Here is a 16,262-nt window from a genome sequence, read left to right on the forward strand (position 1 = left end):
GTGTTACCCATGGCTCAGGACCCCGCCGTCTCCGGCGATGCCGCGCATCGCGGGCAGGGCATTTTGAGCAAGGTCGTGGATGTCGGCGAAGCCGAACTCCCTGACCTCCCAGTCGTCGCTCCAGAATGCGATCTTGTCGGTCGCGGCGGCGGCGCCCGGAGGTGGCAAAATCTGAAGGCTTTCGGCCAGCCGGGTCTGCGCCCAGTAGTTGTCGACGCAGTTCTGAAGAAGCGAGGCCACTGCATCGTACCACGGGTCGCCCGGCTCCGGCGGGGCCCCAAGCCGGACGATGGCGAACGGATAACGGCGGCCGACGCGATCCTCGCTCATGCGCCAGACGCCGGCACAGGGCTGGTCGCCGAAAATGCCGCCCTTGACGATGAAGCGCCAGACACGCGAATCCAATTCCCCCTCGTCTGGCCTCTCGCGCAGTTCCATCGACATCCACCGGTCCCAGCGGTCGATGAACGCTCGCGGCAAGTTCGCGGCGACAAAATCTCCGGTCGCCGGAATCTTGCCGAAGAAGCCGGTGCTCATATCTGCGGCGGACATGAGAATTTCTTGAACATTTGCAGGTTGTAAGGGTTTTCGACGCTGGCGGCCTTGAGCTCGAAATCGGCGTACATGCCTTTCGTGCCCAGCCGCAGGCTGTAGACATCGGACAGCGAGGTTCCAGTGAATCGGCCGCTGCGCAGCATCCTCAGCCACGCCCAGCTGCCGGTCTCGTTGAGCATGATTTCGGGCGAACCATCGATGGGCTGGAAGGCGAGCGAGATGACCCCGGTGCCGTCCTTGCCGGGCCAGGTCATCGGTTGCGGCCGCGTCGCGTTGTTGAAGTAGACGAGGGTCTGGCCATCGAGATTGAGCGTTACGCGCGTGACGTTCGGAGACAGGTCCTTGGGTTCCAGCGTGAAGCTCATCACCGGTCCTGTACCGCCGGGAAAGAGATCGTCGCGTATCCGCCTGGCCTGCTCGAAAGCCGCCAGCGCCGAAGGGTCGAGGCCGAAATCGGCACGCCATTTCCACGGCTGGCTGGCGGTGTCGACATAGCTGATCAAATGGTCGTTGGTGAACGCGTCGATCAGGCCCGCCGGTCCGAACAGGCGGGCGAAGTCGCGGACATTGACGTCCACCGCGCTTTCGGGACTGAACGGATAGCGGTCGTTGAGCGCCGCCTGGCAGAAGGGCAGGATGTCGGCGCGCCAGATGGCGTTGAGCTCCGAGGTGACCGCCTTTTGCGTCAACCCGCTGGTGTCGCCGGCGACACCGCCGAGCCAGTCGTCGACCGGGTCGGGCAGGATTTGCGCTTGCCTTGCGACCGCCCCCGTCAGTTCGGCGAGGCCGCCTTGCTTCTTGATGGCATCCTGGGGATCGGGATTGGCCGTGACCGTCTGCAAAACGTTGGACAGCGCCGTCAAAGCCACCACCGCGGCGTCGAGTGCTGGCGGCTGGCCGTCGACCTCGGCAATAGCACCTTTGAGCGGCTTGAAGTGTTCGGCCACCAGGTTGCCGGTAAGATCCACCTCGTCAGCTGAGCCCGCGCGTGGAAGCAGCTTTGCCCCCGTTTTGACGATCTTGCCGAGCTTGCCGAGTTTGCCGAGCAGTTTCGAGCCGCCCTTGGCCGCCGCCTTGTCGTCGGCCGGCGCTTCATCGGACCGGGTAAGCTCGGTCTCCTGAACGACCGCCGTGAGCAGGCGTTTCAGCGCTGAATCGGCGCTGGAAAGATCCTTCAGATTCTCACTGGCGACATTGAGGTCGCTCAACGGCGCCAGCCTCATATCGCGCAGGAAGCTGTCCCACTGTGCGATATAGTCGTCGTAGTAGAGCTTCAGGATGTCCTCGGACAGCGCCGACACGGACGTTTCGGAGTTCTCGGAGCAGCCCCCGGCGAAGACCGCCCGATCCAGCGCCGCTTGTGCTGCCACATCCTCGATCCGGTCGAGAACGGCGTCATGGAAGCCTGCATAGGTGAATGCTCCCGAAATGCCGACGCGAAGCGTCTTGCCGGAGCGACGCGCAAAAACCTTGGCGCCGTTGGGACCGGCGAAATTCGCCGGAATCCATTCTTTGAGCCCGGCCACTACCGGATCGGCCAGCAATTGCTTGTAGGCACGCGCCGGCAATGAAATCGTGCATACCGTTTTCAGCGCTTCGGCAACCAGCGCCTGGTCGGGCTCGATATAGCTTTCGTCGACCGTCATCCGGCGGATGGCCGCAAGCTGATGCTCTTCGGCATCGGCGGTTGGAAATGGTGCTGCGGCCGCGAATTCGGGAAGGCTGTTGACCCACCAGTTCTGGGTGTAGTCGGGATCCATCTGCGACAGACCCGTCATCATACGATAGGTCTTGAGAGCGCCGAGCATGAAATCCGGATCGCGGATCTGCCGCCACATGGTGGCCTCGAGAAGGGCCACCATGTGCGGCTCAAGCACGTTGCGCAAGGCGTGATCGTAGGTGTCGGTCTGAGCCCGCACCAGTTCCGCCGAGGCCGATGGCCCTAGCAGATCCTGGACAGCGGCCGGCGGTGCTGTCCGGGCATTTGAGACCGCGTCCATTGCCTCGAGCGCGCCGTCGATGGCAGGCTGCTGCACCGATGCCGGGTTTGCGGCAGCCGAGGTCAACGGCGTCTGCAGCGCTTCGAACTGGCTTGCCTGGGCCGAGATCGCATTGCGGTTGTCGTAGTAGGACCAGGCAAACACCGCACTGGCCAGCAAGCCCGCTGTGGCACAGGCAGCCGCCGCGCCCCGCCAGATCCAGGCGCGGCGGCGTTGCGCCAGCGGGTCGAACGTACCCAGGCCTGCTTCCTTGAAGATGACTTCGGTGAGCAGGTTCTTCAGGAAGAAGCTGCGTTTCTCGACCCTTGGTGCGGGCAGGACCCGCCGTGGCGGAAGACCGAAAGACGACGACAGCGCCGCGGTCAGTCGGTCGATAGGCGCCCCTTCCTGAGTCGCCGACGTCAGGTAGAGGCCGCGCAGCCATGCAGCCTCTTCATACCGGCTTTCGCCGAACATCGCCTCGACCAGCACCTGGATCGGTTCGGACAGGCTTGCGAGTTGGGCAGGAAACCGGAAGATCTCTGCACGGGCGGCGAGTTTTTCCTCATCCTCCAGGCGCGGCACCAGCCGCCGCTCCAGCTCCGTCGCCAGCGTCGAAATTTCGCGTTCGATGGTCTTGGCATCCACGCGCGCATCCAGCGCGAAGGTCGTTCCCCACACCTGCTCGCGCGAGGCGGTGGACAGACCGCCGAAGAAGGCTTCGAAACCCTTGATCAGATCGGCCTTGGTCAGCATCAGATAGACCGGAAGGCGGATTTCGAGCCGGTCGTTGAGCTCGGCCAACCGGCGGCGGATCTTGCGGCCGTGCGCCTTGATGGCTTCGTCGCCCTCCGAAAGCACGTCGATCGAAAGCGCCACGATGACGCCGTTGAGCGCGCGGCGGCCGCGATGCTTCTTCAAAAGGTCGAGGAAGCCCAGCCATTCCGCCGCGTCCACATCGGGCTGGCTCTCCTGCTGCACATAGCGGCCGGCGGTATCGATCAGAACCGCGTTTTCGGAAAAGAACCAGTCGCAGTTGCGGGTGCCGCCGACCCCTTGCAGGTCGTCGGTGAGGTCGATCGGAAAATTCAGTCCGGACTGCCGCAGAGCCGTGGTCTTGCCGGTGGCCGGCGGCCCGACGATCACATACCACGGCATGTCGCGCAGAAACTTGCGGCCGCCCAGCTTGCGGCGCTTCAGTTCGGCCATCACCTCGGCGAACTTGGCACCCACGGCAGCGACGTTCTCTTCGCCGGGGCTCAGCGGCTTTTCCACCGCGGGCGCGGCAATGTCGGCGACGAACAGGCGGTTGGCGCGGATCGCCCGGCGCTGGGCGACGATCAGCCAGATCAGCCAGAAGATGACCAGCAGCGCGATGATGACGATGCGCACATTTTCAGAGGCGAACGGTTCGTAGGCACCGACCCTGACGATCGGACCGAACACCCAGATGACCAGGGAAAGCAGCGTGATGCCGATCAGCGTCCACAGCCAGCGCGATGTCAGAACCGCCCAGAGGAAGCGCAGGATGAACATCTCACAGCCTCTTTTCGACAAGCACCTCGGCGCGGCGGTTCAAGGCTCGCCCCTGGCGCGTGCTGTCGCTGGCCACTGGATCGGTGGCCGCGCGGCCCTCGGAATGGACGCGGTCCCGTGGCACTCCGTTCTGGACCAGCATGTCGGCAATCGTCTGGGCGCGAGCCTCGGACAGCCGCTGGTTGGTCGACAGCGGATTGGTCTTTTGCAGAGGAACGCCGTCCGTATGACCGATCACCGTGATGTTTCCGATCAGCTCCTGATTGGCGAGGATCACCTTGGCGATCGAACCGATCAGAGGCTCGAAGCCTTCGGTCAGTTGTGGCCGCGACGACTGGAACAGTTCGGGGTTGGAGGCCTGGATGATCAGCTTGGCCAGCGAGACGCTCTCGGTGCCGCTGAGGGCGGATCTGAGGTCGGCCGGTGCACCGGCCTGAAATTCCGGCAACAGCGCAAAATCCACTTTCTCCGGCGGCGGGGCCTCGACCTTGGGCGACGTACGGCTGATGTCGCCGCGTGCAGGCGGCGGCAAGGTGCGCACAAGTGCGGAAAGCTCGACCGCCTGGCTGCTCAGTCCCATCGAGAGCCCGATATGGATCGCTGTGGAAACAACCGCCGCACCGAGCGCCATGACCCAGATCGGAACGATGAAGCGCTGCGGCTCGTCGGATGCGATCACGCCCTTCCAGTTTGGCGACAGTGGCGCGCCTTCAGCGTCGGCATCGCGCAGGAAGCGTGCCGCCGCCACGCGAACGGCATTGAGCGAACGGTCGCCTGATCGCCCAGGCACGCGATATTTGCCGCGGAAACCGAGCGCCATGCAATCATACTGCAGTTCCAGCAATTCGCGATCGCGGTTGGGATGGCGTTCCAGTTCGTCGAGACGCGTGAAGAACTGCGTGCCGGCATCGACATCGCCACGCAGCATGACCACAAGCGGCTGCCGAGGCCAGGCGCTGGCCCCACCCCAGGGCGTGTTCAGAGCCAGATCATCGAGCAACGCCGCCACGATCCAGGCTGCCTGGTCGGCCCTCTCCATCGAGGATCCCGTCGACATTGCCATGTCGCGTGCCCGAACCAGTTCTTCGAGCAATCGGGTGCGCAACGTTTCCGGATTCTCCGGCGGCAGCGCACTCTCGAGCTCGGGAGCGAACTCGAGCAAGGGTGCGAATGCGTTGACAAGCGCGTTCGGGTGGGTCCGAGACCGCTTTACCACCGCCCCCGGCAACAGCGGCGCCATCGGTCGCGGCATCGGCGCGCCGGTCAGTCGTATGCGGGTGCGTTCGCGATCATCCGACAGTCCGAACGGATCATCGCGGCTCATGATCTCACCTGTTCACCGAATAGCAGTCCACCTGCGGCTCGCTTGGCAACACGCCCGAAACGCCGATGACAAAGCCGGGAGCATCGAGCAGCGAGGCCCAATGCTCGCTTTTCTGGTCCAGCTCGAGGCACAGCCGATCGCCATCGTAGGGGATCTCGCGCGGCTGGGAATGAAGCGGTTTCAGCGGAATGCCGGGCAATCGCGATTTCCACAGGCCCTCGAACTGGTCGGCCGAGCCGACAGTCGCCTGATTGACGAATATCTTGCGCAGCGCGTCCTCCGACAGCTCCGAACCGACCCGGATGACGATCCGGCTGGCCACCAGCAGCTTCGGGTTGTCGATGCGGATTTTCCAGACATTGGTCGAATGCCGCATGACAGGCAGCGCACGCGATTTAGGCTCGATGTAACGCAGGCTGAGGATGAGCGAGCGCAGCGCATCCGCCAGCGCCGAATAGGCGGGGCCTGGCGCCATGTGATCGTAAGCGGGTAATTCGCCCAGGCGCCGCGCGCTCGATCCGTAGGTCGCCATCGAACCAGCGAGCCCGGCAAGTTCCAGGTAAAGCTCGGCCGGATGGAAGACATCCTGCGCCAGCATGTGGGCGAGCCGCGGACGCGCCGCATTGGCGAGATTGAGCATCAGCAGATCTTCGACGCTGCGCCCAGGCCCGCCCATGACCATCTTGCCATGCGCCTCGGCGATCTGCTCGAGGCCTGTGACAACTTCCAGAAGCAATTGCCGATACCAGGCCACCGCGCCGGTAATCAGTGTCGGCGGCAGGAAGGTCTCGTCCAGAGAGACGCCACCATCGGCTCGAACCCCCTTGAGGTCGGCTATCGGCAAGGCTGTGTAGCCACCGACCGACTTGCCGGGTGCAAGCAGCAGCGCCTGCGGACGGGCGATCTCGATTTCTTCAGGATCTGAACCGCCCTGGACGGCGTCACGCACCGAAACGACCCGCCCGTGATAGCGTGCTCCCGAGGCGGCTGCGTGTGCCGGATCGAAGCCGACACCTCCCGGAGGCTCCAGAGGCAAGGCCACCAGCACCGGCCCGGCGCTCGTGTCCGGGGTGACCGGCAATGGTCGCGGCGCGTCCATCATGTCTGGAATGGAGAAAGGTGTTCCGTCCGGAAAGATGCCCCGTGCGGACAGGATCGAGATCTGGCCGGCCTCCAGCAATGCCTGATCCAGCGTCAGCTGCTGGAAGCCGAACGTATGCAACTGCCCGGCCTGCAACGCGCCGCGCACCGTCGCCTCGAAAAAGCGATCCTGCTGCTGGAAATGCTGGGTCCGGAGAAACAGACCTTCGGACCACAGCACCCTGTTTGCATCGCTCATGCCGCTACTCTCTGCATCGAGCTCCCCTTGCCCTGGCCGTTAGGCGGAAATGCCGCCGCTGCCAAGCGAGACGTTGACCGTAAATTGTGATCCCGCCGACACTGACTTGGTCGTCCGCCAGTTCCGGCCGCCGGGCTCGCGGATCAGTGCAACGAAGCCCAGCGCCGTCGCGTCCGGCTCGACCGTGATGGTCTTGGACGCGGTCTTTCCCGGCCCGACGGCTATCTGGTCGGATCCGATGAGGTCGCCTGCGAGTGCCGAACCGGCATCCCCCTGCAAGGCAAAGTAGTCGGCGGAATTGAATTTGCCGGTGCTGCGCAGCCGCATGACGAGGACCGTCACCGGCCGGTCGCCGCCGCCCGGTCCCGGGTTCATACCGGCCCCGCCGGTCAGTTTGACGGTGATCACCGATGGTTTCGGCGGCCCGCTCTGGCAAGCCGTAAGCAGCCCGGTTGCGCCCAAGGCGACAATGAATTCGCGTCGATCGATCATGTCTCACTCCTCCTCATATGCATCCCGAAAATCAGCGCCGATTTCGCCCAGAAAGCTTTTTTCCGCGCTCTCGGCGATTTCACGGTGGCGTTTCTGGTAAAGCTCCCACAGCTTGGCGCTGCGTCCGCCCGAAAGCAGCGTGCCGATCGCGGAATTCGATTTCAGCTCTTCCTCGATCGCTGTCGGGTCAAAACGGTCAATCATCCGCCGCAAGGCGCCCTGTACGCCGCGCCAGGCGCGCACGTGATGTTGGGCGAGGTCGCGAACCGCGTCGGCGATTGCCGCTTCGCCGGCGAGAAATCCAGGGCTGCGCTCGGCGAGAAGCGTGACGATGGCGTCGTCGACCGTCGGCAGAAACTTGAGCGGATTGACTTCGGAAGCCCCAACCATGGTCTGGGCGACGCGAGCGTTTCCCTTTTCCTCGGCCCGTTTGCGCAGAAGCTGCATCAGGCCTTCCATCATCAACCGATATTCGCGGCCAAACTTCTCCATTTCCGCAATGCTGTCGCGCTCGGGGAAATCGGCTTCCTCGACACCCATGCCATGCAGGAATGCGGAGCGGAGCGCCATGTCCCCCAGTTGCGGCGCTGCCGGCAGGCGGGCGGGTTTGGCAGCAGCACCTGCCCGCGCCGGAGGCGGGACGTCAGCCGCTTGCGCGGGCAAATCCCAGGGATTGGCGGATTGTGGTCGTTGGGCGATGCGCTCGCGCTGCCCGGCCGAGCCGGTGCCGTTTGCCGAACCGGGCGCCGCGGCCGATCCGAAACCAAAATCATCCTTGAAATCGGACGGCTTTCCATGAGCGGGCTCGGCTCCCCGGCTGGGAGACGGCACGGGGTCGAGGCCGAAGGGGTCCGCCTGGTTCGCCGCGCCGCCCGGTTCGCGGTAAGAGGCGGCATTTTTCGACACAGGCGTTGAAACCGGATCGAGGCTGAACGGGTCATCGAAACCAGGCGAACTGCGCTGGCCGGAGGTGGCACGCTCGAACGCGCCTGGAACCGGCCGTTCGAACGGGTCCGGCAAATCCGCCGGACGTGGCCGTCGCGGCTCTTCTTCGACCGTGGCGGAAAAGAAGTCGTCGTGGCCGATGCTCACCGGCGCCCGGGATGCCGGCGGCAGGCGTTCCGGAGCCGGCTGGCCGGCTGTGGGTGCTTGGGCGGTTGGCGTCTGCAGATCGACATAGACGACGTAGTCGCCCAGTCTTAGCCGCATACCGCTTTGAAGACGCGTCGACTTGCCGGCGCCGAGCGGGCTGTCAGAATCGTTTATGAACAATCCGCTGCTTGACGTATCGGTGACGAAATATCCATCTCGCCCGCCCGAGATCCTGCAATGAGCTCGCGAAACGAACATGTCGGGATCGTCGATCTGCCAGCCTGCGTCCGCGCTGCGGCCGATCACCAGGTCGCCTTCGTCCAGCCGGGTGTGCCGTACGGCCTGGGTGCGTGGCCCTTGCTCCAGCGTCAGCAGCAGGCTCATGTCGCGACCCCCGCCATTTCCGGCTGCCATCCGACGATTGTGCGCAGCCGCAGATCGTCAGCATCGCCCCTTTCAACAGGCCGCGCAAGCCAGGCAGTTCGGCCGAGCTGTACCGCTCCGAGACGGGGCGGCGGCACGGCTTCCCGCGCAAGCACGATGCGCAGATCGACGTCGAGCGATTCCCCGACCATGTCGCGAACGGCTTGCTTGAACAGTTTGAACCGCTGGCCACCGGGCAGGAACGCCTTGAAGTCCTCGTACCCCAGCGGGCCGACACGGAGCTCGATTCGGCTTTGGCGGTTGAAAACGCGCGGGCCGATTGTCGCTCCTCGGCCAAGCCCTGCATAGGCTTTTGCAAGACGGGTCTGGAGCCCGGTTGGGATGATTATCCAGGCGGCGATGAACTCCTTAATCTGAACCGGCACCTTGAACGCTTCCGCCAGGAACAGCGTCAGCCGTTCCGGGCCGTCGACCTGGCTGGCGAGCGAAGCCGCCTGGCGAAGCTTCACCGTATCGAGATCGGTGTTCTGGGTGCCCGGAAGTCCTATTCCCGCCATGGCTTCGAGCATGGCGCGAACGCGCCCGCCGACCGCGCGTTCGACCTGTACGGCCGGATGCGCATCCGCCCATGCCCGATAATACAGGGCGATCATGCGGTGCTGAAGAATGTTGACGAAGTCCACGAATGTCGTGTCGCTGGTTTGCTGGGCATCGGCGCCGGTGAACCAGCGCTGCGACAGACGATCGAGCACCCAGCGTGTCAGATGCAGCGGCAGCGGACCTTCGGGTCCCATCAGGCCGAGATTTGCGACGGTGACCCTGGCCGGAGCCTTGTCCTTCGCGTCGTGGAATTCAACCACGTCCCTGGCCGAAAAGCTAAGACGCACATGCTGTCCGAGCCTTGCAGGCTCGCGCTCTGGCGAGCCGGAATAGCCGAACAGCCCGCCCCTCCGTTCGAGTCGGCGCAACAGTTCGAAGAAGTCGAACGTCCCGGACAGCGCCTCGGCATGGTTCGGGTCGACTGTGTCTAGATCAGGTAGCGATTGCCGGGCGTCATCGGCCATGGCACATCCTCCTGCTTCTGCAGCAGCCGCGTACGGGTTCGCACGAAGCCGTTTATCCCGGCATGCCGGGCAAACAGCCGTGCCAGCAGGGCCGAAAGCAGCAATGTGCTTTGCCCTGCCAGGACCAACTGGTCGACATGCAATGTTACTTCCGTGCCACGTCCAAAGCACATCGGGCCGTCGATCTGCAGCCGTTCGATGACCGACCGCGAGTCGATGCGAACGATCGAATGCACGTTGCGGGCAAGGCTCGGATCTCCCCGGTCGGCGTAAAGATCAAGCAGCGCATGCAGCGGATCGACGCCGCGGCCTTCCTTGGCAAGGCTGAGAAAATTGAGCGCCAGTTGCGCCACCAGCCGCCAGGCGAGATTGTCGGCGCGCGATTCGCCCGCCGCGCCCGAAGGCAGCGCCGCGGGGATGGCCGGGCGAGGCGGACGCAACGCGCCGAGAAGCCGCACCGTTTCGACCGGGTCGCCGGCCTCCAGCGTCAAAGTGGGATTGTCATCGAGGATCGGCAGATCGCGGTTGGTGCAAAGCGCCACGATGTCGACACGCTTCAGCGACCGGTTCGCCTGGCTTTCCACCGGGCGTGAAATTGCCAGGAAAACATCGTCCCCTGCGTAGGAGGTGCGGGTCAGCCCGTCGCGCCGCTCGTCTTCCGTCGCGCGACGAGGACGCCGCTCGGTCGAGTAGACCCAGCCACTGCCACGATTCTGACCCAGGCTGAAGAGCTCCGGAATTTCGGCATCGCTGCCCCCGGTGTCGGCGTCCTCCACGCGGATGACCCGATAGATTTCGAAGTCACGCGCCCGCGTTCGGTCGGCATGCAGCACCTGGCGCGTCCTGCGCGGATCAAGCTCGATGACGTTGCACTCACGCTCGAAGAGATTGATGATCGGCGTTGCGAAAAGTTCGAAATCGGCCGGGGTCAAGTCGGCAAGCTCGGGCACTGGACGCCTGAACATGAAGATGATCTCGAGCCCGGCGGCGCATCGGCGCACGACGGGCTGCAGTCCGGAAACCCGCGCATAGTGAAAGCGCTCGGGCATCATGAAATATTCGCGCAGCAGACGGTACCCCTCGAATGTCGGACGGGTCCGAGGCATCAGGGCTTCGTCGTCGCTGATGCCGATCATTTCGGGTTCCGGCAAGGACGATACGGGGTTGGTCTTGCCTTCCGCGCGTGCGCCAACGGCCGAACAAGCGCCAAAAATCGCGTCGAGAATCAAGGGTGCCTTGGTGCGCCCGGAAAAATAGAGATCAAGCTTGTCGAGCGACAATTCGTCGAGCCTGCCTTTTCCGGTTCGGGCCAGCACGATGCGGAGCGCCGCCTCGCCGGCCACACCGCCGATCGGCCCTATGCCGGCCGCCGCCAGCGCGCTGCGATCTTGAAAATAGCTTACCGAAGTCACCCCTATCGGCCACAGCGTGACGTCCTGGGCGGTGGTGAAGGTGCAGCGCGTCGAAAGGCCGGGCTGCAGGCCGGAAACCAGCCGGGTGTTGCGCTTGACGACATGGCCGGCAACCATCGTCTGGACCTGCTGGCCGGGTTTCAGCACCACCATAGCCGTTGCCGGCGCCGGCGTGACCAGATCGGGATAGAGGACATCCAGCACGCTGCGTGAAAACCGCGAGCGCTCGGCATCGACTTTCAGCCGGGTGCGCGCCGCGAGAAAAGCGACGCCGTCAAGCAACCGCTCGACATACGGATCCGGACACGGCACCGTGTCGAGGGAGAGATTGCGCGCCACCGCCGGATGCAGGTCGGCAAATTCCGCCGCCAGCGCACGGATATGGGTCAGTTCCTCCTCGTAATATTCCACGAAGACCCGATCCATCTCAGGCCTCCCTAAATTCGGTCCGCGCCAAGCCGTTGTCGAGATTGATCGTGGTGCGCAGACGCATGCGTTCCGGCGTCGGCGTCATGATCAGCACCGCGTCAATCTCGATCTTCAAACCCACGCTCTTGTCGCCAAGCGTCACCGTGACCTTCGTCGTACTTTCCTTGAGGCGTGGCTCGAAGGTAGCAAGCACCGAGCGGATCTCGCGGGCGAGCGCCTCGCGATCAAAATCGCGGGAGGAACGGCCCGAAAAGGAGGGCACGCCGTAGTTGATCACGCTTCGGCGCACCTCCGGGAAATCGGCGAGCGACGGCGGGTTGTCCGCTGCCTGCTCGCTTTCGAGATCGGAAAGAAGCGGAACAGCCTCGAAACGCTCGGTGTTGAACAGGGCCTCGATATCGCGCCGCACGGCCTCCCGGAGCACGCGGGCCGACACGACCACGCCGCGGCTTTCCATCTCCACGCGATGCTGGATCTGAAAGGCCAGGCGGTGCAGGCGCCGCTTCTGATCGGCCGTCAGCTCCGCATCGGCATCGATGAGCCGCGCGCTGCCCGCAACCAGACCCTCCAGCCGGTCGGCGCCGAGTTCGTCCTGCAAGGCCTGGCGCAGCCCGTCTATCTCGGAGGTCATGCCCGGCAGGTCGTTTACGAGGCGGTCCCAGAGAGAGGGCTGGACCGCTTCGCGTTTTGCTCGCGAACCAGCGGTGACCTGCAGCTTGTCCGCGTCGGGCCGCCGGCCCTCACTTGCCGACATAGACATCCATTTCGATTTCGTCATTGCCGTCATAGACGAACTTGATCTTCTTGTAGGCGAAGCTGACCTCTTCCTCGATCAGGTCTTCCTCATCCTCCGCCTGCGACAGGTCGTATTCCATGATCGAGGCGTCGGTGAGGGTGACGACCAGGTAATCATTCGTCTCGCCATCGATGGTCCGGCGAGCCGAGAACACCACTTCGTCCAGCGCCTTGTTCTCGAACAGTGCTTTCTTCAGATAGGGCGAGGACTTGTCGTAGTGCTTGGTGAACTTGATCATTCCCAAGGAGACACGGCCGCGGCGCGAGAGCGAATTCGGATCGTATGGCGCGACTATCTTGTAATCGACCCCATGGATTTCGATTTCGTCCTCGTGGCCGTCACGAACGCTTGGGCCTTTGATATCCGGAACTTTTAGAAAGCCATCAATCTTCGTACCTGTGGGCATTGTCTTTCTCCACCGCTTTCAAAAAACCAAGATGGTGTTGCTGCAATTCAAGTCTTCACGGACGGTAGTTCCGAGACCAGTCGGAGCGAGGCATTGATGCCCTCGAGCTGGTAATGCGGACGCAAATAGAAGCGGGCGTTGTAATAGCCCGGCCGCCCCTCAACGCTGTCCACCTGAACCTCGGCCGCGGCAAGCGGGCGCTTGGCGCGCGCCTTGTCGTCGGCGAAGGCCGGGTTGGCCAGCACATATCGGTTGATCCATTCGGTCAGCCAGATCTGCATGTCGGAGCGCTCTTTGAACGAGCCGACCTTGTCGCGCGCAATGGCCTTGAGGTAATGCGCAAAGCGCGAGACCGGGAAGAGATAGGGCAGGTTGGCACTCAGCCGCTCATTGGACTGCGCGTCGGGGTCGACCAGCCGCCCCGCCCGCGTCTCGTCGTCCTGCAGTGAGTGTGCGCCGATGAAGGCCGCGAGATCGGTGTTCTTTCGATGCAGGATCGGCATCAGGCCTAGCTTGGCCAGTTCCGCTTCGCGCCGGTCGTCGATGGCGACTTCGGTCGGACATTTCATCGCGATCGATCCGTCATCGGTCGGGAAGCTGTGCACCGGCAGGTTAAGCACCGTGCCGCCATTCTCGACGCCGCGGATCTGCGTGCCCCAGCCATAGAGCTTGTGGCTGCGGTTTATGTTCACGCCCATAGGGAAGGCGGCGTTCATCCAGACATATTTGTTGTGATCGCCCTGCACCTCTTCCTCGAAGGTGAAGCCCTTCACCGGAACGGTATCCGTGCCGTATGGCAGCCGCGCCAGAACACGCGGCATGGTCAGGCCGATATAGCGAGCGTCCTCGCTCTCGCGCAACGACTGCCACGAGGCATAGGCCGGGTTGGAGACGATCTGCTGGAGATCTTGCGGGTTCGGCAATTCCTGCCAGCTGTCCATGCGGAACAGGCGCGGCGAGGCGGCTGCGATAAACGGCGTGTGTGCTGAAGCACAGATGCCGGAGATGTTACGCAACAAACCGACGTCGCGCGGGTGGTTCGAGAATTCGTAGGCGCCAATCACACAGCCGATCGGCTCGCCGCCAAGCATCGAATACTCGTCCGTATAGACTTTCTTGAAGATCGGGCTCTGATCCCACATCTGGCCTTCATAGTCTTCGAGCGTGTCGGCCAGTTGCTCCTTGGAGATGTTCATCACCCGGATCTTCAGCTTCTGATCCGTCTCGGTGTTGTTGATGAGATACCAGAGGCCGCGCCATGTGCCTTCCATCTCACGCACTTCGGGCGCGTGCAGGATCTCGTTGACCTGTGTCGTCAGCATCTTGTCGATGCCCGCGATCAGCGACTTGATCGACTTGATCGCATTGGAGGAGATGGTGGTGGTCTCGGAACGGGACTGCGCCGCGAGTGCGAGATTGCGCACGAGTTGCTGCAGTTTCTCGCTGTCGTCCTTCTTGACCTTGAAATCCTTCTCGAGAAGCCCGCTGAATTCTCCAAGATCTATGGCTTCCGCCTCGGCGGCGACGGCGGCGGTCTTTTGCTGTTCGGCCATGATTTACTCCCCAACCTTGTCGTCGTCGGCCAGCGCCTGGCTGGCGATCTTGCCAAGAAGTGGTTCGTTGTTCAGAAGTTGCGCGATGCGTTTTTCGGCGTCGACGCGGCCATCCATGAAGCCAAGCAGCTCCTCGAGCTGGCGCCGCATCTTGAGGATCTCGGCCAGTTGCGGAACTTGCTCGGCAATCTTGTCCGGGGCGAAATCGCCCATTCTGGAAAATGTAAGGTCGAGCGCCAGTTCCTCGTCCCGCTCGGCGCCCTCAACCTGAGGCAGCGTATTCTTCACGCGGGCTTTCACTCGTGGTCCGAGCGCCTCCATGAATTTGGGGAAGCGGTTTGCGTCGGTCTCGACAAAGGAACGGTCCAGCACCGACTTTGACGCTTCCTTGGTCTGCGAAGCACCGGAAAGGTCGGCCATCACGCCCATGACAAACGGCAATTCGATCGTCGTCGGGCTACCGTAGGTTTCCACGTCGTAGGCGATCTGCACCCGCGGTGCGCGATTTCGTTCGATAACCTTCGCTTTGCTTTCGGCTGGCATGTGCTGTTACCTTTCATCCTTCTGAGCCGTCTTCTTGACATCGGGAACGCCGGCAAGGAGCCGGAATTCCTTCAGCCCCGACGGCGCGAGATCTTCCATCAGTTCAACGAAATCCATATGCACCATCCGGCGCACGCGCCGCGCTAGGTGCGGAATCGGGCTCGACGGTTCAGTGCGGTCATAAAAGGCGACGACGAGGTCGAGGCATTTCACCACGTCGTCGCGCGAGGAAATCCGGTTGGGAAGCCCCGTGCTCGAGTCCGCGTAGCTTGCCGCACTTGCCATAGTATCGGCTCCATGACCGTTTCGAGCAGGCGTTGCCGGTTCTGCCGGCGTGGGCGGCTTGGCCGCGCCATTCGCCAAGGCGCCGGCTGCCGAATTCCGTTCGAGGGTCGTCAGCAGACGCTGCAGAAACCGCTTCAATTCCGGAACAGGAGCGCCGCCGCCCTCGAGACGGGCGTTGAGAGCGGTCTCGACCGCATCAAGGGCTGCGATCGCTGCCCGGGCGTCGGCGACGAGCAAGACCATTTCTGCGTTGGCTTGATCCATCTGTGCCGCACATCCAGCACGCACCCGGTTCAACAATTGTCCGTGCGCACTGACCAGTGCGGCCTTTTCTGCCGCGTTCAATCCCGAGGCGGCTTCCTGGAGCATGACACGGTCGTCGAGCGCACACCTTTCCAGATCCTTGCCCTGGATCGGGCCGATCGCACGTGGCGCAAAGAACGTCATTTGCCGCAGGTTCGCCAACAACCCCTCCTGACCATTCTGGAGGTCGAGCAGCGCGTTGATACGGCGCAAGGCGGCATCGCGTGGCAAAGCGTTGGGCCGCAGTGCCGGATGCATTGTTTCCCAATGCTGATCGAAGGTCTGCGCAATAAGGGCCAGCCCCTGCGCGAGCCCGGCCAGTCCTTCTTCATTGGCCAGCGCGCGCGTGACGACGACGAGCAGGCGCAGGTCCCGGCCATGCGCACGCAATTCCTCCGCCTTGGCGAGCACCGCGGGCCAGTCGACCGGAATGGTGCTTTGCGAGGCGGGTTTGTTCTGGCCGTCGTGGACGACCTTGATCTCGGGTTCCGTCAGGCGCTCCAGCTCATGAAAAGCCGGGTCGTTGCGCAAATCCTCCCCTGACGGATTTTCACCGTCGAGCGGAGCAAGCCAGAGTGCGACATCAATCACACCAACCCCCAGCGATCGGCCCTCAAACCGTACGTGACCCTACGGTATCACACGGTTGCACTTTACCACAATTCAAGCACTGCTCAAAAAATTAACGAAAGCTGACCAAGCCGCGTCTTGGGTGCTGGAACCCTTGACCAGATTGCTGACCCTGTATGTGAAATGCATTACACCGAGGC

13 protein-coding genes are annotated in these 16,262 nt (G+C 63.2%); all 13 read right to left on the bottom strand.

Annotated elements, in window-relative coordinates; all coding sequences use genetic code 11:
* Positions 1-3 precede the first annotated feature (3 nt).
* The 13 genes from tagF to tssA are packed head-to-tail and all read right to left on the bottom strand — an operon-like array spanning position 4 to position 16,083.
* The gene (gene tagF / locus NKI99_RS04790; protein WP_023809151.1) at positions 4-552 is read right to left on the bottom strand and encodes a type VI secretion system-associated protein TagF; all 549 of its coding nucleotides are present in this window, start codon (positions 550-552) and stop codon (positions 4-6) included.
* Positions 534-4,070, bottom strand: a complete 3,537-nt coding sequence (gene tssM, locus NKI99_RS04795; protein ID WP_352440780.1) for a type VI secretion system membrane subunit TssM — start codon at positions 4,068-4,070, stop codon at positions 534-536. The genes tagF and tssM overlap by 19 nt, the downstream gene beginning before the upstream one ends.
* Before the next feature lies 1 nt (position 4,071).
* A complete protein-coding gene (gene icmH, locus NKI99_RS04800; protein ID WP_023809149.1) occupies positions 4,072-5,394 on the bottom strand; it encodes a type IVB secretion system protein IcmH/DotU in 1,323 nt (440 codons plus the stop codon).
* A 4-nt stretch (positions 5,395-5,398) separates the two neighbouring features.
* Positions 5,399-6,733 carry a type VI secretion system baseplate subunit TssK gene (tssK, locus tag NKI99_RS04805; protein ID WP_023809148.1) on the bottom strand — a complete coding sequence of 445 codons (1,335 nt, stop codon included), beginning with the start codon at positions 6,731-6,733 and terminating at the stop codon, positions 5,399-5,401.
* Positions 6,734-6,772: 39 nt separating this feature from the next.
* Positions 6,773-7,225, bottom strand: coding sequence for a type VI secretion system lipoprotein TssJ (gene tssJ, locus NKI99_RS04810; RefSeq protein WP_023809147.1), 453 nt, complete (start codon positions 7,223-7,225; stop codon positions 6,773-6,775).
* A 3-nt stretch (positions 7,226-7,228) separates the two neighbouring features.
* Complete coding sequence (gene tagH / locus NKI99_RS04815; RefSeq protein WP_023809146.1) at positions 7,229-8,701, bottom strand: type VI secretion system-associated FHA domain protein TagH; 1,473 nt, start codon at positions 8,699-8,701, stop codon at positions 7,229-7,231.
* Positions 8,698-9,765, bottom strand: a complete 1,068-nt coding sequence (tssG, locus tag NKI99_RS04820) for a type VI secretion system baseplate subunit TssG (protein WP_023809145.1) — start codon at positions 9,763-9,765, stop codon at positions 8,698-8,700. Before tssG ends, tagH begins: the two co-directional genes overlap by 4 nt.
* A complete protein-coding gene (gene tssF / locus NKI99_RS04825) occupies positions 9,729-11,603 on the bottom strand; it encodes a type VI secretion system baseplate subunit TssF (RefSeq protein WP_352609942.1) in 1,875 nt (624 codons plus the stop codon). The genes tssG and tssF overlap by 37 nt, the downstream gene beginning before the upstream one ends.
* 1 nt (position 11,604) lies before the next feature.
* Complete coding sequence (tssE, locus tag NKI99_RS04830) at positions 11,605-12,360, bottom strand: type VI secretion system baseplate subunit TssE (RefSeq protein WP_023809143.1); 756 nt, start codon at positions 12,358-12,360, stop codon at positions 11,605-11,607.
* The gene (locus NKI99_RS04835; RefSeq protein WP_027035516.1) at positions 12,347-12,808 is read right to left on the bottom strand and encodes an Hcp family type VI secretion system effector; all 462 of its coding nucleotides are present in this window, start codon (positions 12,806-12,808) and stop codon (positions 12,347-12,349) included. The genes tssE and NKI99_RS04835 overlap by 14 nt, the downstream gene beginning before the upstream one ends.
* A gap of 47 nt (positions 12,809-12,855) precedes the next feature.
* Positions 12,856-14,361 (bottom strand): type VI secretion system contractile sheath large subunit, encoded by a 1,506-nt coding sequence (tssC, locus tag NKI99_RS04840; protein ID WP_023809141.1) that lies wholly within the window; start codon positions 14,359-14,361, stop codon positions 12,856-12,858.
* A 3-nt stretch (positions 14,362-14,364) separates the two neighbouring features.
* Entirely contained in the window at positions 14,365-14,904 is a 540-nt protein-coding gene (gene tssB / locus NKI99_RS04845; RefSeq protein WP_352440778.1) for a type VI secretion system contractile sheath small subunit, read from the bottom strand.
* A 6-nt stretch (positions 14,905-14,910) separates the two neighbouring features.
* On the bottom strand, positions 14,911-16,083 hold the full coding sequence (gene tssA, locus NKI99_RS04850) for a type VI secretion system protein TssA (protein WP_352440777.1): 1,173 nt from the start codon (positions 16,081-16,083) through the stop codon (positions 14,911-14,913).
* Positions 16,084-16,262 lie beyond the last annotated feature (179 nt).

The sequence above is a fragment of the Mesorhizobium sp. M0239 genome (assembly GCF_040321815.1).
Classification (GTDB): domain Bacteria; phylum Pseudomonadota; class Alphaproteobacteria; order Rhizobiales; family Rhizobiaceae; genus Mesorhizobium.